This window comes from Streptomyces sp. NPDC048639, assembly GCF_043199075.1.
Lineage (GTDB): Bacteria > Actinomycetota > Actinomycetes > Streptomycetales > Streptomycetaceae > Streptomyces.
The window spans coordinates 375,258-394,508 of record NZ_JBICVP010000009.1; the positions used below are offsets into that span (position 1 = coordinate 375,258).

Sequence of the window (19,251 nt, forward strand, 5' to 3'; positions counted from 1 at the left end):
CGACTTGCGGCAGGCTGGGTTCACGGGCGCAGAACCAGCCGCTTGCCGCGCAGCAGCCCCTCCTCCATCCGCCGGTGCGCCTCCGCCGCGTCGCTCAGCGGGGCGGTTTCGACGGCGCGCGGGCGGAGGCGGCCCTCGGCGAGAAGGACGTTCATCACCACGGCGGCCTCGGCCAGTTCGGCCGTCGTGGCATTCGAGATCGCGAAGCCGATGACCGATCGGTCGGCGGAGTAGAGCGCGCCCGCCGGGAGCGCGGGGCGCGAACCGAAGCCCGACATCAGCACGATCCGGCCACGGTGCGCAAGCAGGCCGACGGCCTCCGGCAGGTCGTTCACGCCGGAGGTGTCGAGGAAGACGTCGACGCCCTCCGGCGCGGCTTCGCCGATACGGCGCGGCAGTTCGGGGTCGCGGTAGTCGAGGACCGTGTCCGCACCGAGGGACCGGCAGTGGTCCGCGTCATCCCGCCTGGCCGTGGCGAGGACCCGCGCGCCCGCCCGGGCCGCCAGGGCGACCGCCGCGCCGCCGACGTTCCCCGCCGCCCCGCCGACGAGCACCGTCTCTCCCGGGCCGAGGCGCCCGTGCGTGAACAGTGCCAGATATGCGGTGACCCCGGGGTGCGCCAGCGCGGCGGCGGTCTCGGGGTCCACCCCGTCGGGCAGGTGGTAGAGCCTGTCGGCCGCCACTGCCACCTGCTCGGCAGCCGCGCCCTGGCGGCCCTCGTGGCCGAGGCTGTTGCACCACACCCGGTCCCCGGGGGCGAAGCCCGGCGCGCCCTCGCCGGCCGCCGCGACGGTCCCCGCGGCGTCGCGGCCGACGACGAACGGGAAGGGCGTCGGGGTCGCGAAGGCTCCGGAACGGATCAGGGTGTCAACGGGATTGACGGGGGTGGCCAGGACGTCGACCAGGACGTCCGTCGGCCCCGGGCGCGGTGCGGGGAGTTCCCCGTACCGGATCACCTCGGGAGGGCCGAGCGTTTCGATGTAGGCGGCGCGCATGGCTCATCACTGTCGCAGCGATACACCTCGATACGGCTGTGGGCGCGACGGCGCGACGGCGAGTGTGCCCCGGTCGGGCCCCTGCGCTGCGCGAGGGGCGGTCCGGCTCCGGGGGCGAAGGCGGTGGCATGGAGAGGGCGCGCGTACGGCTCCCCGATCGCGCCATGAGCGCTCCACGGTGGGCCCGGTGTTCCCGGTTCCGCTGCCGACGGGCGAGTGTCCGTGCCTGGTGTCAGGCTGAAGTCACAGGGATCTGCGAAGGGATATCGCCATGATCAGCACTGACTACGTCGTCGGATCTCCGTGCTGGCTGGATCTCGGCGCCCCCGACACCCGTGCCGCGGCCGACTTCTACGGCTCGGTGTTCGGCTGGGACTTCCAGCCCCTCGGGGACGAGGCGGGCTACGGCGTCTTCAAGGTGGGCGAGAGGATCGCCGGCGCCGTGGGGCCGCTGACCGAGGACGGGGCGCGCTCCGCCTGGATGATCTACTTCAGCACCCTCGACGCCGATGCCACGACCCAGGCCGTGGAGCGTTCGGGAGGCACCGTGCGGGTCGCCCCGCTCGATGCCGAGGGCGAGGGGCGGATGGCCCAGTTCTCCGACCCGCAGGGCGGGCAGTTCGCCGTCTGGCAGCCGGGCAAGAGCCAGGGCCTCGATGTGGTGAACGAGCCGGGCAGCCTGTCCTGGACCGAGCTCTACACCACCGATATGCCGGCCGCAAAGCGGTTCTACGCCGACCTCTTCGGCTGGCACAACCAGGACATCCCGTTGCCAGGAGGCAGTGAGACGTACTCCCTCATCAGCCCGGCCGAGGGCGGCGAGGAGCGTATGCAGGGCGGCATGATCGAGATGCCGTCGGACGCCCTCGGTCTGACCGGCGGGCGCCCGTACTGGCACCCGGTGTTCGAGGTCGCCGACTGCGACGCCACGGTCGCCAGGGTCACCGAGCACGGTGGCAGTCTGCAGATGGGGCCGGAGGACGCGGAGGGTGTCGGACGCCTCGCGGTCTGTGTCGACCCCAGCGGTGCGGACTTCGTCGTCCTCACCCCCGTCGAAGAGTGACGGGTTCCGTCCCTCCTCACCGAGCTTTCCGCGATCATGGCCCGCGGCCGGGAGACATCCAGACATGTCGCGTGGCACGGACCTCCGGGCCCGGTCCGACGCGAGTGTGGCCGGATCCGTTCTTGCGCGATGCCGGGGTCTCTGATCAGGGAAGACGCAAAAGGACCCAACAGGCAAGGCCCCCAGCCGCGTTGGCGGGGGGCCTCGCTGCGTAAGCGTTCGGGAGCGCTCCGCAACCCTGGCGATTTGCCGTTCGCGGGCGCTCTCCCGTAGGCATAGTGGCGGTCATCTCGGGGGTGCGCAGAGCACCTTCCGCGGGTGGTGAGTCGTGCGGCAGGGCCCGGTCCGTACGGGTCGTCCTCACCCTCCGCGTGCAGGCAACCCACCCGCGTCGGGGAGGGTCATAGCGCTGTAGCGGAAGTGTCGTGCACACGAGGCGTTCCGCGGGAGCCGAAGGGAAGCAATGGATGGCCTCGGGTCACTTCATGGAGGGCGGCGCGTTCGAGGAGACCGCCGACCTGGTGATATCCACCAGGCTGGTACCTCCCCGAACGGGCCCGCTGGTCCAGCGGATCCGGCTGTTCAAGCTGCTCGACGAGGGCGTACGGCGGCGCCTCACGATGATCGTGGGCCCGCCCGGTACCGGTAAGAGCGCCCTGCTGGCCTCCTGGGTCCACTCCTCCGACCGCCTTCCGGGGCCGCTCGCGTGGCTGGCCCTGGACGAGGAGGACAACGACCAGGACCGGTTGTTCACCCACCTCGTGGCGGCGCTCTGGCAGGCCGGCACCTCGGTCCTCGACTACTGGGGCGCCGACGACCCCGCCATGGTCTACGCGCGCGAACGCACCATCCCGGCCCTGGTCAACGCCATCAGCGCATCGCTGAGCACCCCGATCGTGCTGGTCCTCGACGACTTCCACGAGCTGCGGCCGGGTCCGGCGCGCGTCGCCGTCCTGCAGTTGATCCGGCATGCGCCCGAGGGCCTGCGGGTGTTGCTGGCCTCCCGCCGCGAACCCGACCTGCCCCTGCACAAGTTGCGGGCGGCCGGGGAGCTGGCCGAGGTCCGGGGGCCCGACCTCGCCTTCACCCAGGAGGAGGTCGACGAGCTGTTCGCCCGGGCGGGCGCCCGCCTGAGTCCCGACAAGTCGGCCAAACTCCTGCGTACGTCCGGTGGGTGGGCGCTGGCCCTGAAGCTCGCCGCCGTCACCCGCACCCAGGACGGGGAGTACCAGACGTGCCTGGAGGGCTGGTCCCAGGTGATCCGGCTCTGCTCGGACTTCCTGCTGCGGGAGTTGGTGGAGCCGATGGCCCCCGAGGACCAGGAACTGCTGCTGCGCACCAGCGTGGTGCACCGGCTGCACTCCTCCCTGGTGAAGGCCATCACGGGGCGGGCCGACGCCAGCCGGTTGCTGCGCTCCCTGTCCGCCGAGCACGATCTGCTGATCCGGCAGGACGAGTGGACCTACCGGCACCATCCGCTCATCCGGCAGGTCCTCTTCCGCGAACTGATGGAACGGCACGGGGCCGCCGAAGTGGCGGCGGTGCAGCGGACGGCCTGGGAGTGGTACTCCGCGCACGGCATGCCCGAGCAGGCCAGCCGGCTTGCCGCCGCGGCCGGTCCGGCGGTCGTCGGCGCCACGCTTCCGACGTCGGCCGTCGACACCCCGCCGTCGCGGACCGCCGTCGAAGCGCTGCCGTCGCCCTCCCGCCCGGCACTCCGGCAGGACGCCGCGGAGCGGGACACCGGTGACATGGAGGCCGGCAGGGCGATGGCCGGGAGGACCGCGGCCGGCGGGGCAGTGGTCGGCGGGGCAGTGGTCGGGGACGGAACGGGTGAGAGCGGAGCGGGTGAGGACAGAGCGGGTGACGTCACCCCGTACGGTGACGCCTCGGGTTCCGGCACGCGCATCGCCCCGCCTGCCCGTCCCGAACCGGCCCCGCAGGTTCCGGCGGTGACGACCGAGTACGGACAACAGCTCACGGCCAGCGAGTCGGAGGTCCTGCGGCTGCTGCCCAGCCGGCTCACCCTGGACGAGATAGCGGCTCAGCGCCGCGTCTCCCCCAACACCGTGAAGACGCAAGTGAAGGGCATCTACCGCAAGTTGCGGGTCGGCCGACGCAGGGACGCCGTCGAGGCCGCCCGCCGTATGGGTCTCGTCTGACGATCGGCCGGGCCCGGCGGGCAGGGCGTCTGCCCGTGTCCCGCCGGGCGCCTCGCAGCGGGTCCGTGGCCGGGCCGGCGGGAGGGCCGCAGCCCGTCGTGCGCGCCCGTCGTGCGCGCCCGACGAGCCGCCCGAAGCGCCCGGCGCACCCGTCCGCCCGACACGCCGGCGCCGGAACCGCGAACTTACCGAACCGTCCGGTATCACCTTTTTCCCGTGCTCATCACCCGTGGCACCGCGCTCCGTTCGGAGCAAGTTCACCCGTGACGTGTGATGACGGCCCGCTCCCCATCCCGTTCTCTGTGACGCACATCGCAGCAGCCCGGTCAGGAGCAGGCCAATGGTGGAAACAGGTACGACCGGAACAACTCCGGTCATAGGCGGGCGCGTCGAGGTCCCCCCGTCCCCGGTGGACGGCGGCCTCGGCGCGCTGCGCCGGCTGGAACGGCTGGTGGGCCCGGCCGTTCGCCCCGTCAAGGGCGTGCACCGCCTGTCCCCGCTGCCCGGCGAGCCCGAGTACGCGGTCTACGTCTCCGCCATCGGTGACCCCACCCTGCTGTGGGCGGACCGCCCCACCCAGCCCGACGGGCTGGACGGGGCGGGCGGCGGCACGGACCCCGAGCGCGCCAGGCTGATCAGCCTCGCCGAAGCCCTGGAGCGCTACACCAACTCCTTCTACCAGCCGGAGCTCGTGCGCTGGGCGACCGCCGACGACCTCGGGGACGAGGCCGTCGATCTGGATGCCCTGCCCCGCTGCTCGCCCGCCGAACTCGACGACGGCGAGGCCTGGTTGATCCGACCGGACAAGTCCCTGCCCCAGCGGTGGGTGCGCGGCTGGTCCCTCACCCGCAGCCGCCCGGTCTGGGTTCCGGTCGCGTACGTCTGGCTGTTCACCCATCACCAGGCCATCGGCGAGCGGATCGCCAACCCCATCTCCACGGGCTGCGCCATCCACTCCGACGTCCACCTGGCCACCGCGGGCGGCATCTGTGAGGCCATCGAGCGCGATGCGATCGCCCTGACCTGGCTGCAGCGCCTCGAACTGCCGGAGATCGACGTCCGGGGCGAGCCCGCGCTGCGTGAGGAGCAGAGCCGGCTGCGGGACGGGTTCGTCGACTACCGCTTCTTCGACGCGACGTCGGACATCGGTGTCCCCACGGTCTACGCGGTGGTGCTCAGCGACCACAACGCGTCCCTGGGCCAGCTCGTGATGTGTGCCAGCGGCCCCGACCCCGTCGAGGTGGTGCGCAAGATCTACCGGGAAGCGGCCTCGTCGCGGATCGCGCTGCAGAGCCGGCACGACGTACCGGACGACCCGCGGGACTTCACCAGCGTCCTGCACGGCGCGCTGTACATGGGCCGCCCGGAGAAGCGGGACGCCTTCGATTTCCTGCTGCGCCGCCCTCGCCCGACCCGGCGCCTCTCGGATCTGCCGGCCGCTCCGCAGGGCACCCCGGCCCGCCGACTCGACTGGCTGGTCGACCGGTTGGCGGCGGTCGGCGCCGAGGCCATCGCCGTCGAGCTCACCACCGAGGAGGCGCGCGACGTCGGCTTCCGCTCGGTACGGGTGATCGTCCCGGAGCTGATGCCGCTCTCCTTCGTGCACCGCAACCGCTACCTCGACCACCCCCGCCTCTATGCGGCCCCCATCGCGATGGGCCTGGTCGGCCACCCGGAGCCGGAGCTCAACCCCGACCCCCAGCCCTTCGCCTAGGAGACACCGCCACCATGCCCATCACGACCGCACCGATGCATGTGCTGTGGACCGGGGAGTTCGGGGAGCGGGTCGCCCGCCATGTCGAGCACATGACCGGCTGCCCCACCCGCCGCGCCGGCCACGGCGATCTCCGGCCGGCCACCTGGCCGCACACGCCGATGCGCCTGGTCGCCGGCTGGCGCCTGGAGGCCGGGCTGCTGAACGAGGTGGCCCGCCTGCACCGCGCATGCCGTACGCCCTGGCTGCCGATCGTCCACGAGTACCCGGTCATCCGGGTCGGCCCGTTGATCGTGCCGGGCCGTGGGCCCTGCCACGGCTGCTATGTCAGGCGCCGCGCCCAGCACGACCGCGCCTCCACGAGCGCCGCCGCCCTGCGCGCGTCGCTGGCGGCCGATCCGGACCACGGTGTGTCCGGGTTCACCGACGCCCAGGCCAGGATCGCCGCGGGCCTGGCCCTCGACCTGGTCGACCAGGGGGACGCGGAGCTCGAACACCGGGCGGGGCTGGTGCTCTTCTATGACGTGCTGACCCGGAACCTGGTCGCGGACACGGTCGTACGCGTCCATGGCTGCGCCGACTGCGGCACACCGCCCCACCCCGACGACGGATGGGAGCACCTGGCGGCGGACCTGCTGTCCGGTCCGGTCGGGGGAGGCAACCGATGAACGCCGTCAACGCCCCTGCCGAGCACGGAACGTCGGCCTCGCGGCGCGGGCCCGGTCCCGCGCGGCGAGAACGTCCCGCCCCCGCGGACCAGCAGACCCCCGCCGACCAGCAGGCCCCCACGGACCAGCAAGCCTCCGCCGGCCCGAAGGACCCCGCCCCCGCCCAGCGCGGACTCCCCGCGGCAGCCGTGAGCCGGGCCGTCCTCGGCGACCCCCAGTTCCGGATGCCCGTACGCCCCCAGCTCTGCCGGGGCCTGCACATCGTGCGGACCGACGAAGGCGTGATCATCGACGGGGCGGCCGAACGGCAGCATCTGCGCGGCAGTTCGGCCGGAGCGCTGCACACGGAGCTGTTCCCGCTGCTCGACGGCAGCAGGGACCTGGTCGCGCTGGCGCGCGAGACGGGATGGAGCCTGCCCGTCGTCCGCAAGGCCGTGGCGGCCGTGTACTTCGCCGGTCTGCTGGAGGACGCCGACGCCGCCGTCGAGCCCGCGCTCCGGCCCGGCCCCTCGGAGCCCGCCGCGGTCTGGATGTCCCGGACGCTGGACTGCAGCCGTGTCTTCCCGCACTCCAGCCATGTACGGCGGGCCGCCGCCGAGGCCGTCGTCCGTCTCGCCGTGCGCACGGGGTGGCGTGAGCCCCTGCGGGAGGCGCTGGCCGACCTGGGCATCACCGATGTCGCCGCATTCGAGGGGGGCGGGGACTCCCCGGCCGGGGCGGTGGTGGTCCTCGATCTGTCCGCGCCGGAGATCGTCGCCGACGAGGTCCTGGAGGCGTACGCGCAGGGCGGAGTACGGGTGTTGCTCGCGGACGAGCACGCCGGGCGGGTCCGGGTGGGCCCGTTCGTGGATCCGTCCGCGACCGCCTGCCTGACCTGTGCGGTCGCCGCTGTCCGGCCTCTGCCCGATCCGCTGGACTGGGTCGCGGGGTCGGCGCGCACACCGCGCTCGGTCATCGCTGCCGGGCTGGTCGCCGAGGAGTTGCGCGCACTGCTGCTGCGCAACGAGTCGGCCGCCTCCCTCGGGGGCCAACTCGACATCGACCTCGCGGCGTTCACCACGGCCACGTACAAGCTGACACCCGAGACGGACTGTCCCACCTGCTATCCCTCGGCCGCGGCCGGGCCGGTCGGGCTCCCCGACGACGCGCCGCTGCACTACGAGTACGCCGTGGGGTTCCCGCCCCGTCACCTGGTCAACCCCAAGGCGCACCAGCACCACTTCCGCCCGGAGAACGTGGGCCTGCAGTACGAGCGGCTGCGGTACCCCAACAACCCGCGCATCCCGCTGCCCGATGTCTCCCTCGCCGGCCTGCGCGACGCGGAGTCCGCAGCGGAGCCGCGACCCTGGCCCGAACTCCTCGCCGCCGTCCTGCGGTTCACCGCTGGACTGCGCACCGGGCAGGACCGCCGGGAGGACGCCGAGCCGGGCAAGGTGGTCCGCTGGGCGCCCACCGGCGGCAACCTGGGCTCGCCGCACGCCTTTCCGCTGATCCAGGACTGCCCGGGGATACCCGACGGCGTCTACTACTACGACGCGGCCGACCACGCGCTCACCGCGATGCACCCGCACACCGGCCACCTGACGGAAGCGGTCGCGCACGCGGGCGCCGAGGCGGAGGGACCGAGGGTCCATCTGCTCTACGCGGCCGAGACCGGCCGGGTCGCCCGGAAGTACGGGGCCTTCTCCTATCGCGTCGGCACCCTCGACACCGGCTGCGCCCTGGCCCAACTCGCCGTCGTCGCCCGGCAGACGGGACTCGCGTGCCGTCTGCTCGACCCCGCGCCCTGGCAGCCGTACCGAGAGCGGCTGCTCGGGGCCGGCGGGCCTCCGCTCCTCACCGCCGCCGTCCACCTCACCAGCGATAGGAGCGGATCATGCCGTTGATCGACCTGAACCGGCTGACGGAGGACCTCCTCCTCTCCGCCCCGTACGAGCGGCACGACGGATCACGCACCGATGACGCCGCCCCGCCGGGCGTTCCGCTCGCGCTGCCGGGGGACCCGGTCGGCGCACTGCGGTCGCGTACCGCCGTACGACGGTGGGGGCGCGGTCCCTTCGACGGCGACCGGTTGCTGCGGGCGCTGCGCTACGCGGTCGAGCAGGACGGGCGGATGTGGGCACCGGCATTCCCCGAACTGCCCTCCCCTGTCGCGGCGGTGCTGGCGCAGCGGGTCCGCGGAGTCCCGGCGGGCCATCACCACTACGACCCGTCCACCGGCACGCTCGCGCCTCAGCCGTACGATCCGCCGCCCCTGCGCGACCTGGTGCTGCAACTGGAGTTCGCCGAGGCGCCCGTGGTGGTCGTGGTGCTGGGGGATCTGGCCGAGGCCGTGGACCGCTACGGCGCCCACGGCCACCGGCTGCTGCTGTCCCGCGGCGCCGCGTTCGCCCATGCCGTATGGCTCGCGGGGCTGTCCGAGGGCGCGGCGGGGACCGTCTTCGCCGGGATCCTCAGCTCCGCCGGCCGGACGGAACTGGGCATCGACGGCTACCGCCGGGCCCAGTTGCTCGGCCTCGCCCTGGGCGATCCGGAGGCCGGGAGGCCCACGCCCGGAACGGGGGAGGGGCGGTGACCGGCGGAACCGCCCAGAGGGGGCGGCCCCGTGGGACCGGGGCGACGGACCGGTCCTGGCTGGACACCGAATCCCCGGCGATCCGGCCGGGCGTGGAGATCACCGAGGGGATCAACCGCGAACTCGTCGCCTTCGACGCCGAAACCGGTCACTACACCCGCTTGTCCCGGAGCGGCGCTGCGATCCTCCGCGCCCTCGACGGATCGATGACCGGCCGCGAGTTCACCGTACGGGCCCTGCGTGAGAGCCGCCGCGACAGCCTCCGCGACCCTGCCTCCGAGCGGATCCTGACGAACTTCCTGGACGAACTGCGTGCCGCGGGGCTGCTCACCGTTCCGCCCGCCCCCGGCCGCCGTTCGGCCGCCGCGCGTTTCGCCCGGCGCAGCCATATGCCGCGCAAGGCGCTGATCACCGGGCGGGTGTCGGTCCTGCTGGATCCGGTCGCGGGTCTGTTGCGCCGGGCACCGGCCGTCTTCGCCGCGCTGTGGGGGGCCGCCGCGCTGCTCGCGCTGGTCGCGGCCTGGTCGGTGGTCTCCGCGCCGCACGCCGCGGAACACCTTGCCCCCACCGGGCTGACCTGGGGCTGGGCGCTGGTGGCCGGAATTCTGCTGGTGCAGACGGTCGTTCACGAGCTCTGCCACGCCGTCGTCTGCCGCTACCACGGCATACGGGTCCGGGAGATCGGCGTCGGCCTGCTCTTCTACGTGGTGCCGGCCGCGTATGTGGACCGCACCGACGCGTACCGCCTGCCCGGCCGGGGGTCCCGGGTCGCGATCGCCCTGGCCGGTGTCGCCTCCGATGTGCTGTGGCTCGGCGGCTGCGCCTTCCTGGCGCGGGAGGCGGGCGGCGAGGCGGGGCGGGCGCTGGGGGTGCTGGTGCTGCTGCAGATCGCGTTCCTGCTCGCCAACCTCAACCCGTTGCTGCCGACGGACGGTTACCAGGCGCTGGAGGCCGGCCTGGGGGCGATCAATCTGCGGGCACGGTCGTTCACCGTCCTGCGGTGCCTGGTTCTGCGGCAGCCCGCGCCGAGCTGGCTGGCCACCCGCGGCCGCGTCGCCCGCCTGCGCTATGTGGTGTTCGGCCTGGTGTGCCTCGTCTACGCCGCCCTGATCGCCGCTCTGATGCTGCGCGCCGTCGTCACCACCGTGGCCGGGTGAGCGCGTTGACCGCCCACTCCCTGCGCGTCCTCGCCGAGGGCCCGACCATGACCCGGGTCGCCGGGCTCCCCGCCGCCGCCGTCGAACCCTTCACCGCACCCGAGGTCGCCGGGCTGCTCGACGGCATCGCCGCCGCGACGGCCGAACTGACCGCGCTCGCCACCGATGTGACCGATCTGCTGCACGACGCCGTACCGCACATGCCGTCCCCCGGAGCCCGGCGCGCGGTCCTGGCCTGGCGCCGCGCCGCCCACACGGCACGGCCGCTGGACGTCGGCACGGACCTGCCCGCCGCGGTCCGTTCCCAACTGTCCGGCACGGACACCGGGCCGCTGGACCGCTGGACGCACGGGGCGGCCGAACTGCGGGCGCTGCGCGCGGATCTGTGCGCGGCGGCGGCAGAGGCGGAGCACCGCGAGCGGGCACATCTGCGGGAACTGCTCGGTGTTCCGGCGCTGGCGAACGCACTGGCTCTGGTGTCCCCGGTGTTCCACCGCAGCTCCCGCCTCCCCGCGGCCGGACGCCTGAGCCGCGGCGAACGGCTCACCGCGTACCGCTACGTGGTGCGGGCCGCGCTCAAGACCAGCCCGCTGTCCTCCTTCACCGAACTGGCCGCCGAACGCGCCGCGGACCGCGGCCGGGTGAGGGTCAGCCTTCATCCGCTGATCCTCCAGGTGCTGCTGCGCTCGGCGGGCCACCGTCCCGGAATCCGCGAACACCTCGACTGGCGCGTCAACGCCTCCCTGCGCCGGGATCCCGAGGACGCGTCCGTCGCCCGGCTCGGCGAGCCCCGGCAGCACGCCGGCGACGGGTTCGGGTGGTCGGACAGCGAGACCATCGAGATCCGGGAGGGCGCCGACCCCACGTCCGCCCTCGTGGAGCCGGACCGGATCAGCGCCCGGCGACTCGCCCGCCACCTGGAGAGCGGACTCGTCGGCATCGACGACCCGTGCCCGCAGGAGGAGTTGCTCGACTGGCTCACCGCCCGATTGGCGGCCTCCCCCGACCAGCGCGCCCGCGGAGCGGGCCGGTCGCTGGCCCGCGTGGGCGCCGCCCTGGCCTCGCTGCCGGAGGCGGACGCCGAACAGCGGGCGCACGCCCTGACCGTGGTGGACACCGGACTGCGGTCGGCGCTGGGCGAACTCGGCGCCGCCGACGGCTGGCCGGTCACCGCGGTGACCGCCGTCTACGAGGACCGGGCGGCCGCGGAGCAGACCCCGGGCCCGGCTCCGGAGCACCGTGCGGCACTGCGGCGGTACGCGGAACTCGCCTGCGACGGCCTGGAGGTCTCGCCCGTCTACCGGTCGATGGTGGAGACCTTCGTCGCCCGTTACGGCGCGGGCGGTGTCTGCTCCGATGTGTACGGATTCTGCGGCGAGTTGGAGCGGTCCGGGTGGCCGTACACGCTGGGACTCGAGCGGTCGGGGGCGAGCGGGGACGCCGTACGTCCCGGCAGGTCGAGCTGCCGTCCGTCCGTGTCCGTGCTCTGCCAGGTCGTTGCGGACGGGGGGCCCGGGGGCGAACCGGTGCTGGTGGCCAACCAGTTGAGCACCGGAACCGGCGGGCTGCTGGCCCGGTTCCACCGCCTCTTCGACGATGCCGGCGGGGGCGGCGGTGCCGACGGCGACGGCCGGGAGGGCGAGAGCGGGGAGGACGGCGAGAGCGGAGAGGGCAGGGAGGACGGCGAGAGCGGAGAGAGCGGGCTGGGCGATCGGCTGCGCGCATGGCTGCGGACGCTCTACCCGCAGGCCCGGCTGCTGGAGTTCGTCCCGGCGCGCGACGCCAACCCGCTCCAGGCCGACAGCACCGGGCTGCTGCCCGCGCTGCACTGGCCCACAGCCACCCGGCAGTGGGGACCCGGCACGGCCGTCGAGGAGCTGACGCTCGTCCACGACCGGAGCCGGGGCGCGCTCGAACTCCGCGCGCCCGACGGGGCGGTGGTGGCCCCGGTCTACCTCGGCACCGTGCCCCAGCACCTGATCGCCGGGCCGATGCGGGCCCTCACCGTGCTGGCCGACCCCTGGCAGGTGCCGGTCGACCTCGCGGACGCCGCGGTGCCCGGTGGGCTCGCGGCGGCGGGGAGGACCGGGCACCTGCCGCGCCGCACCGTGGCGGGCGTCGTCGTCCGCCGCGCACGGTGGCGGGTGCACGCGGCTAAGGTGCCGCGCCGCGACTCCGGCGAGGGCCTGGCCGACTTCCTGGAACGGATGGACCGGTGGCGCGGGGAGCGCGGACTGCCCGCCGAGGCATACGTACGGGCCGAGGCGGATGTGCCGCAGCGGGACGACCGCACCCGCAAGCCGCTGTGGCTGGCCCTCGCCTCGCCGATCGGCCTGGAGGCCCTGGCCCACCTGGCCACGAGTGCCGGAACGCACCGGCTGGTCTTCTCCGAATGCCTGCCCGTGCGCAGCGGTCACGCCGGCGTCGGCGGTCACGGCGACGGGGGCGGGGCCGGTGACGGAGGCGGCACCGGTGACGCCTCCGCCCATGACGACGGGGCCCGCGCGACCGAACACGTCCTGCACTTCGCCCGCATCACCGAGGACCCAGGAGGCCCGTGAGTGCCCGCCCAGGAATGGCTCTACGCCCGGATCCACCACACGAACCACGCCGACGGCGAACTGCTGCTGACGACGCTGGTGCCGAGCTGGCTCCACGAGGCCGGACGCCTCGGCATCCGGCGCTGGTTCTTCGTCCGCTACGCCGACCTGAGCGGCCCGCACCTGCGGCTGCGCTTCCGCGGCGCGCCCGGTGCGCTCGACGACTGCTACGCCGCCGGCCGCAGGCTCTGGGTCGAGCACGCCCGCAGGCCACCGGCCCAGGAGACGGTCGAACGGCTGCACCCGATGGCCGAGTCGGTCATGCCCGCCGGCGGCCGGCGACGCCTGAGCTTCGGGCTGTACGGGCGCGAGCACGACTACTACGGCGCACCGGCCGCGGTCGACATCGCCGAGGAGCTGTTCCAGCAGAGCAGCGAGGTGTCCCTGGAGGCGGTGGCGCGTACGGGTGGCGACCGCGCGGCACGGGCGCGCGTCGCGGTCGATGTGATGCGCGGCTGCCTCGGCGAGCTGGGCAGTGCGCAGCGCGAGCGCTTCTGGCGGCTGCACTGGCAGCACTGGACGGGACCGCTCGCCGGCGCCCCGGCCCTGATGCTGCAGGCCGAGAAGACGGCGGCCCGGTGGCGGCGCAGGCTCGGCGAGGACGCGGGCACGGCAGTACCCGGAGCCGCCGGTCTCCCCTCTGCGGCGACCGCACTCGGCCGGACCTTCGCCGAAGGCGTGAGCCGCGCGATGCGCGCCGACCCCGGCGCCGTCGCGTCCCGCCTGCTGCTGATGCAGGTCCACATGACCCTGAACCGGCTCGGCTTCCTGCCCCTGGAGGAAGCCGTGCTCGGAAGGGCCGCCGCGCAGGCCCCCGCCCCTCCACCGCTGCGCGGCGGCCCCCACGACCCGGTGCGGATGCTCCGCACCGCCCCCGGCGCCCTCGCGGGCCGGATCTCCCTCACGGAAGGAATCAGCCGATGACCGACCTCGACCTGCACCTCGAAATGGAGCCGCCCGAGCTCGAAGTGCTGCCCGACACCACCTCCGCGGGTGCGTCCACGGCCGCCTCCGTCTCCACCGGCAGCACGATCTCGACCCCCGCCGGGTGCTTCGCGTGCGCCGCGTGCGTCAGCACCAACGGCTGACCCAGGCACCACCGCACCCGTCACAGGGCGGCCCCGTCATAGGGCGGGCCCGTCACAGGGCGGACCCCAGACCCGGCGCGGATTTGCCGCGCCGTCCACGGCCGGCCGACCAGGGCCGGACCACCCCACGAAAGGAACCACGCCATGACCGAGCTGGACCTCCACCTGGAGCAGGAAGCACCCGAACTGGAGGTGCTCCCGGACACGCCCTCCGCCGCGAACTGCGCGGCCTCCATCAGTACGGCCGGTTCGTTCTCCTGCCCCGCCGGGTGCTTCGGCACGGCCGGCACGGCCAGCACGGCCTGAACGGGGCCGCCGCGCATCCGCCGTGGGCGGCGTGCGCAACCGGCGCGGCGCCGCCGCGTCGCGTCCGGCCCGTCCGCGGGCCGGGCCTCCCTCACGGAAGGAACCACACGACCATGACCGAGCTGGACCTCCACCTGGAGCAGGAGACGCCCGAGCTGGAGGTGCTCCCCGACGCCCACTCCCCGGGCTCGACCCTGGCCAGCGCCGCGTGCATCGGCTCGGCGTCATGCCCGGTGATGACCTACGGCACGGCGTCCACGGTCAGCTCCGGGGGCTGACCGCCCTCCTGACCAGGCCCCTTCCCGGGGCCTCGCCGGAGGCTCGTCACCGCTCTCCCCGGGACGGCACCGGCGGATGCACCACCCTCAACTCACAGGAACATGAAGGAGAACGGCCATGCAGGAACTGGACCTGATGCTGGAACAGGAGCTCCCGGAGCTCGAGGTGCTGCCCGAAGCCCACTCCGCCGGGTCGACCCTCGGCAGTGCGAGCACCATCTCCTGCCTCTCGTGCCCCGCGGGGTCGCTGAGCAGCAGTTCCACCGCCAGCAGCAAGTGACGGCGACGACACTGCGCGGCGGGTGAGAAGGCGAGGCCGCAGCCGACCGGCTGCGGCCTCGCCGTCATGGACGGCTGCCACCTGGCGCGGGTACGGGCACCGGATCCGCGTGAACGCACACCGCGTCGCCGCTCGTAGGAGGGGCCGCCTTTCACCACGTACGAGCACCGGACTTCCCCGCGTACGAGCACTGCGCCGCCGCTCGTAGGAGGGCCGCCTTTCCCGTGTACGGGCACCGGATCTCCTCGTGTACGGGCACCGGATCTCACCGCGTACGAGCACCCGATCTCCCCGCGTACCAGCACCGCCGGGGGCGCCCACGTGCGGCGACCCGTGCCGGGGGCGGAATGTCGGGCGGGATGTCGGACCCATTCCCACCAGGGGGTACCCGGGGGTAATCTCGGCGCCCTCCTGAGCGGAGGCGGCCCTTCCGGTGGCCGCGGTCCATCTCGAACGTGCGAGGGATCCCGATGACGGCGAACACTCACCCCGCGCACTCCCGTGGTTCTCAGGGCGGCTCGGACGAGCGCTGGGCCCGCATGTGGAGCCATCGCGAGGAGCTGCTGAAGGTGGCGCGCCGCCGTTCCATGAGCGTCGAGGACGCCGAGGACGCGGTGCACGAGGCCATGCTGCGCGCGATGGAGAACCCCCATGTCGACGACGAGCGGATCGGCGCCTGGCTGACGACCGTGACGATGCGGCTCTGCGTCGACCGGTACCGGCAGATCAACCGGGAAGCCCAGGTGGGCAGTCGTTCGACGCTCGCCGCCCCGCCGCCCGCCCCGGTCGAGGAGGTCGTCTGCGACCGCGCGGAGGCGATGTGGGTGGCCGGCCGGAGCGGCGACCTGCCGGCCCGGCAGGCCGAGGCGCTGTGGCTGAAGTCGGAGGACCTGGATGTCGACCAGGTCGCCCGGAAGATGGGCCTGAGTTACCGCACCGTCGAGTCGCTGCTCGCCCGGGCCCGCAGGACCATGCGCAACTCCCTCGCCGGGACGCTCTCGCTCGTGCTGTGGCTGTGCGGGCGGGGACGGCCGCGGGCCGGTTCGACCGTGCAGGCCGCGACCGCGGTGTCCACCGCCGCGACCCTGGCCGTCCTCGGCTTCGCCGTGATCGAGCGGCCGTTCATGCCGGACGGGTCCGGGCCGTCGCGGCCGTCCACCGGAACCGCCGACCGGCCGGCCGATGCCGGCCGGGACGGCTCGACCGGCACCTCCGGCGCCTCGGCCGTTTCGTCGGCGAACGGCACCGGCGTGGGTCTGGGCGGACTCACCGCGGACATCGGGGCGATGCTTCCGGAAGCGGTGATGCTTCCGGGGCTGGCCGTACCGTCCGTGCCCGCCGTGCCGTCGGATCTGCACATCCCGTCCGTCATCGCGGCCGTGCCCTCGGCCCCGTCCGTGCCGTCCCTGCCGAAGCTGCCCGGTGTTCCCCGGGTGCCGGCGGGCTCCGGTGGCGCGGCGGCCCCGGCGGCCCCGCCGGCTCCTTCCGGCTCGTCCGACCTCACGGACCTGTCCGAACTGGGCGAAGCGGTGCTGCCCTCCACCGGCACCTCCACCGGCACCTCCGCCGAGCCACCGGCCGGACTCGGCGGCGCCGTCACCGAGGCTCCCTCGGGCTCGCTCCCCGACGAGCCGCTGCCCACCGGTGTTCAGCCCTGATGACGGCCGCTTGACGCGCCGGTAAAAAAATCCGGAATCCGCGCGACGGACGCGGCGCCCGCCGCCGTAGAGCAGATGACAGTGCTGCTCCCTGGGCGGAAGGGCGGACCGGATGGGCGTCGAGATCTGTGTGGAAGGGTTGACCAAATCCTTCGGTCACCAGGTCATTTGGCAGGATGTGTCCCTGACTCTCCCGGCGGGGGAGATCTCGGTCCTGCTCGGTCCGTCCGGCACGGGCAAATCCGTGTTCCTCAAGACCCTGGTCGGCCTGCTCAAACCGGACCGGGGCTCGATCCGTATCGCCGGACAGGACATCACGCGGCTGCGTGAGCACGACCTGTACGAGGTGCGCAAGCTGTTCGGTGTCCTCTTCCAGGACGGCGCGCTCTTCGGGTCGATGGATCTCTACGACAACATCGCCTTCCCGCTGCGCGAGCACACCCGCAGGTCCGAGAGCCAGATCAAGAAGATCGTGCTCGAGAAGATGGAGATGGTCGGCCTGCTCGGGGCCGAGGGGAAGCTGCCCGGTGAGATCTCCGGCGGTATGCGCAAGCGGGCCGGTCTCGCCCGCGCCCTGGTCCTCGATCCGGAGATCATCCTCTTCGACGAGCCCGACTCCGGCCTCGATCCCGTACGCGTCGCCTATCTGAACCAGCTCATCGTCGATCTCAACGCGCAGATCGACGCGACCTTCCTGATCGTCACCCACGACATCGCCTCCGCCCGGCAGGTCCCGGACAACATCGGGCTGCTCTTCCGTCGCGAACTGGTGATGTTCGGGCCCCGGGAGGACCTGCTCGTCAGCGAGGAACCCGTCGTCCGGCAGTTCCTCAACGGCCGTATGCAGGGCCCGATCGGGATGGCCGAGGAGAAGGACGCCGCCCAGGTCGAGCAGGAACTGGCCGAACTCGACGCGGGCAACCACCGCGGCCCGCAGGGCGGCAAGGGCGCCACGGGCGCCGGCTCGGTCCCCCGCCTGCTCCCCAGCCCCGGCATCACCCGCCGGCAGCGCTGGGACGAGATCGCGGAGTACGAGGGGCAGGTGGAGCGGATCCGGAAACTGCGGCAGGAGGAGTCGGTCGAGATCTCGGGGGTGCACCGCATATGAGCCTGTCGCCCACGAACGCCCTCCGGCACTCCGGCAGCCTGTTCGCGCTCGCCCTGGATGTCGTGCGCACTCTGCCGCGCCGGCCGTTCCAGATCCGCGAGTGCATCCAGCAGTCCTGGTTCATCGCCAGTGTCACGATCCTGCCGACCGCCCTGGTCTCCATCCCCTTCGGCGCGGTGATCGCGCTCCAGATCGGCAGCCTGACGCAGCAGTTGGGGGCCCAGTCGTTCGCCGGAGCGGCCTCGGTCCTCGCCGTGCTGCGCGAGGCCTCGCCGATCGTGACGGCTCTGCTCATCGCGGGGGCCGGAGGCTCCGCGATCTGCGCGGACCTCGGGGCTCGGAAGATCCGCGAGGAGATCGATGCGATGGAAGTGCTCGGCATCGATCCGATCCACCGGCTGGTCGTCCCCCGCGTGGTCGCGTCGATGGCCGTCGCGGTCCTGCTCAACGGGCTGGTCTCGGTGGTCGGCGTCGCCGGCGGCTACTTCTTCAACGTCGTCCTGCAGAACGGGACTCCCGGCGCCTATCTGGCCTCCTTCACCACACTCGCCCAACTCCCCGATCTCTACTGGGCCGAGCTGAAGGCGCTGGTGTTCGGGGCGATCGCCGCCGTCGTCGCCTCGTACAAGGGCCTGAACGCCAAAGGGGGCCCCAAGGGGGTCGGTGATGCGGTGAACCAGTCGGTCGTCATCACCTTCATGTTGCTGTTCGTCGCCAACTTCGTGCTGACGGCGGTCTACTTCCAGCTCGTTCCGCAGAGGGGTTAGCCGATGCCGGTCTCGGAACGATTCCTCGGGCCTCCGCTCCGCTCCCTCGAGGAGCTCGGCGGCCAGCTCACCTTCTACGGCCGTTCGCTCGCCTGGACCGGCCGTACGATGCGCCGCTACAAGAAGGAAGTCCTGCGCCTGCTGGCCGAAGTGAGCTTCGGCCGCGGTGCCTTGGCGGTCATCGGCGGCACCGTCGGCGTGATCGCGTTCCTGTCCTTCTTCACCGGCACCGAAGTGGGGCTCCAGGGGTACGCGGCGCTCAACCAGCTCGGCACGTCCAACTTCGTGGCGTTCCTGTCCGCCTACTTCAACACCCGCGAGATCGCGCCGCTCGTCTCCGGCCTCGCCCTCTCCGCCACGGTCGGAGCCGGATTCACCGCCCAGCTCGGTGCGATGCGGATCAGCGAGGAGGTCGACGCGCTGGAGGTGATGGGCGTCCCCTCGCTGCCCTTTCTGGTCACCACCAGGATGATCGCCGGGTTCGTCGCGGTGATCCCGCTGTACGTGGTCGGGCTGCTCTCCTCCTACTTCGCCGCCCGCACCATCACCACCGGCTACTACGGGCAGTCGCCCGGCACCTACGACCACTACTTCCAGCAGTATCTGCCGCCCGTCGACGTGTTGTGGTCCTTCGGCAAGGTGATCGTCTTCGCCGTCGTGATCATCCTCGTCCACTGCTACTACGGCTACTACGCCAAGGGCGGTCCCGCCGGCGTCGGCATCGCGGTCGGCCGGGCCGTGCGCACCTCCATCGTCGCCATCAACATCCTCGACTTCTTCCTCAGCCTGGCGATCTGGGGAGCCACCACGACCGTACGGATCGCGGGATAGC

Annotated in this window: 18 protein-coding genes; 17 read left to right on the forward strand and 1 reads right to left on the reverse strand. The window is 73.0% G+C overall.

The genetic code is table 11. The annotated features are described in order from the left end of the window. Positions 1–20 precede the first annotated feature (20 nt). Positions 21–995: an NADPH:quinone reductase gene (locus tag ACGFNH_RS25715; protein WP_393657479.1), complete on the reverse strand. Its 975-nt coding sequence runs from the start codon at positions 993–995 to the stop codon at positions 21–23. A gap of 271 nt (positions 996–1,266) precedes the next feature. Between ACGFNH_RS25715 and ACGFNH_RS25720 the strand changes: the two genes are divergently transcribed. The 17 genes from ACGFNH_RS25720 to ACGFNH_RS25800 all read left to right on the forward strand — a co-directional run bounded on the left by ACGFNH_RS25720 (position 1,267) and on the right by ACGFNH_RS25800 (position 19,250). Further along, a complete protein-coding gene (locus ACGFNH_RS25720) occupies positions 1,267–2,058 on the forward strand; it encodes a VOC family protein (protein ID WP_393657481.1) in 792 nt (263 codons plus the stop codon). 467 nt (positions 2,059–2,525) lie between these two features. Then, complete coding sequence (locus ACGFNH_RS25725) at positions 2,526–4,220, forward strand: AAA family ATPase (protein ID WP_393657483.1); 1,695 nt, start codon at positions 2,526–2,528, stop codon at positions 4,218–4,220. 340 nt (positions 4,221–4,560) lie between these two features. Beyond that, entirely contained in the window at positions 4,561–5,934 is a 1,374-nt protein-coding gene (locus ACGFNH_RS25730; protein WP_393657485.1) for a YcaO-like family protein, read from the forward strand. 14 nt (positions 5,935–5,948) lie between these two features. After that, a complete protein-coding gene (locus tag ACGFNH_RS25735) occupies positions 5,949–6,602 on the forward strand; it encodes a TOMM precursor leader peptide-binding protein (protein WP_393657487.1) in 654 nt (217 codons plus the stop codon). Next, on the forward strand, positions 6,599–8,488 hold the full coding sequence (locus ACGFNH_RS25740; protein WP_393657488.1) for a hypothetical protein: 1,890 nt from the start codon (positions 6,599–6,601) through the stop codon (positions 8,486–8,488). The genes ACGFNH_RS25735 and ACGFNH_RS25740 overlap by 4 nt, the downstream gene beginning before the upstream one ends. Beyond that, positions 8,479–9,177 carry a hypothetical protein gene (locus ACGFNH_RS25745; protein ID WP_393657490.1) on the forward strand — a complete coding sequence of 233 codons (699 nt, stop codon included), beginning with the start codon at positions 8,479–8,481 and terminating at the stop codon, positions 9,175–9,177. The genes ACGFNH_RS25740 and ACGFNH_RS25745 overlap by 10 nt, the downstream gene beginning before the upstream one ends. Further along, positions 9,174–10,334 (forward strand): PqqD family peptide modification chaperone, encoded by a 1,161-nt coding sequence (locus tag ACGFNH_RS25750; protein WP_393657492.1) that lies wholly within the window; start codon positions 9,174–9,176, stop codon positions 10,332–10,334. The genes ACGFNH_RS25745 and ACGFNH_RS25750 overlap by 4 nt, the downstream gene beginning before the upstream one ends. After that, positions 10,331–12,895 carry a hypothetical protein gene (locus ACGFNH_RS25755; protein ID WP_393657494.1) on the forward strand — a complete coding sequence of 855 codons (2,565 nt, stop codon included), beginning with the start codon at positions 10,331–10,333 and terminating at the stop codon, positions 12,893–12,895. The genes ACGFNH_RS25750 and ACGFNH_RS25755 overlap by 4 nt, the downstream gene beginning before the upstream one ends. Then, entirely contained in the window at positions 12,896–13,858 is a 963-nt protein-coding gene (locus ACGFNH_RS25760) for a thiopeptide-type bacteriocin biosynthesis protein (RefSeq protein ID WP_393657496.1), read from the forward strand. Further along, positions 13,855–14,022: a thiocillin family RiPP gene (locus tag ACGFNH_RS25765; protein WP_393657498.1), complete on the forward strand. Its 168-nt coding sequence runs from the start codon at positions 13,855–13,857 to the stop codon at positions 14,020–14,022. Before ACGFNH_RS25760 ends, ACGFNH_RS25765 begins: the two co-directional genes overlap by 4 nt. 144 nt (positions 14,023–14,166) lie before the next feature. Further along, positions 14,167–14,328, forward strand: coding sequence for a thiocillin family RiPP (locus ACGFNH_RS25770; RefSeq protein ID WP_393657500.1), 162 nt, complete (start codon positions 14,167–14,169; stop codon positions 14,326–14,328). A gap of 113 nt (positions 14,329–14,441) precedes the next feature. Further along, the gene (locus ACGFNH_RS25775; RefSeq protein WP_393657502.1) at positions 14,442–14,606 is read left to right on the forward strand and encodes a thiocillin family RiPP; all 165 of its coding nucleotides are present in this window, start codon (positions 14,442–14,444) and stop codon (positions 14,604–14,606) included. A gap of 118 nt (positions 14,607–14,724) precedes the next feature. Further along, positions 14,725–14,886 (forward strand): thiocillin family RiPP, encoded by a 162-nt coding sequence (locus ACGFNH_RS25780; protein ID WP_393657504.1) that lies wholly within the window; start codon positions 14,725–14,727, stop codon positions 14,884–14,886. Positions 14,887–15,356: 470 nt separating this feature from the next. Next, entirely contained in the window at positions 15,357–16,544 is a 1,188-nt protein-coding gene (locus tag ACGFNH_RS25785) for an RNA polymerase sigma factor (RefSeq protein WP_393657506.1), read from the forward strand. Positions 16,545–16,656: 112 nt separating this feature from the next. Further along, positions 16,657–17,652 (forward strand): ABC transporter ATP-binding protein, encoded by a 996-nt coding sequence (locus tag ACGFNH_RS25790; RefSeq protein ID WP_393657508.1) that lies wholly within the window; start codon positions 16,657–16,659, stop codon positions 17,650–17,652. After that, complete coding sequence (locus ACGFNH_RS25795; RefSeq protein ID WP_393657510.1) at positions 17,649–18,419, forward strand: MlaE family ABC transporter permease; 771 nt, start codon at positions 17,649–17,651, stop codon at positions 18,417–18,419. Before ACGFNH_RS25790 ends, ACGFNH_RS25795 begins: the two co-directional genes overlap by 4 nt. Positions 18,420–18,422: 3 nt before the next feature. After that, a complete protein-coding gene (locus ACGFNH_RS25800) occupies positions 18,423–19,250 on the forward strand; it encodes an MlaE family ABC transporter permease (protein WP_393657512.1) in 828 nt (275 codons plus the stop codon). Position 19,251 lies beyond the last annotated feature (1 nt).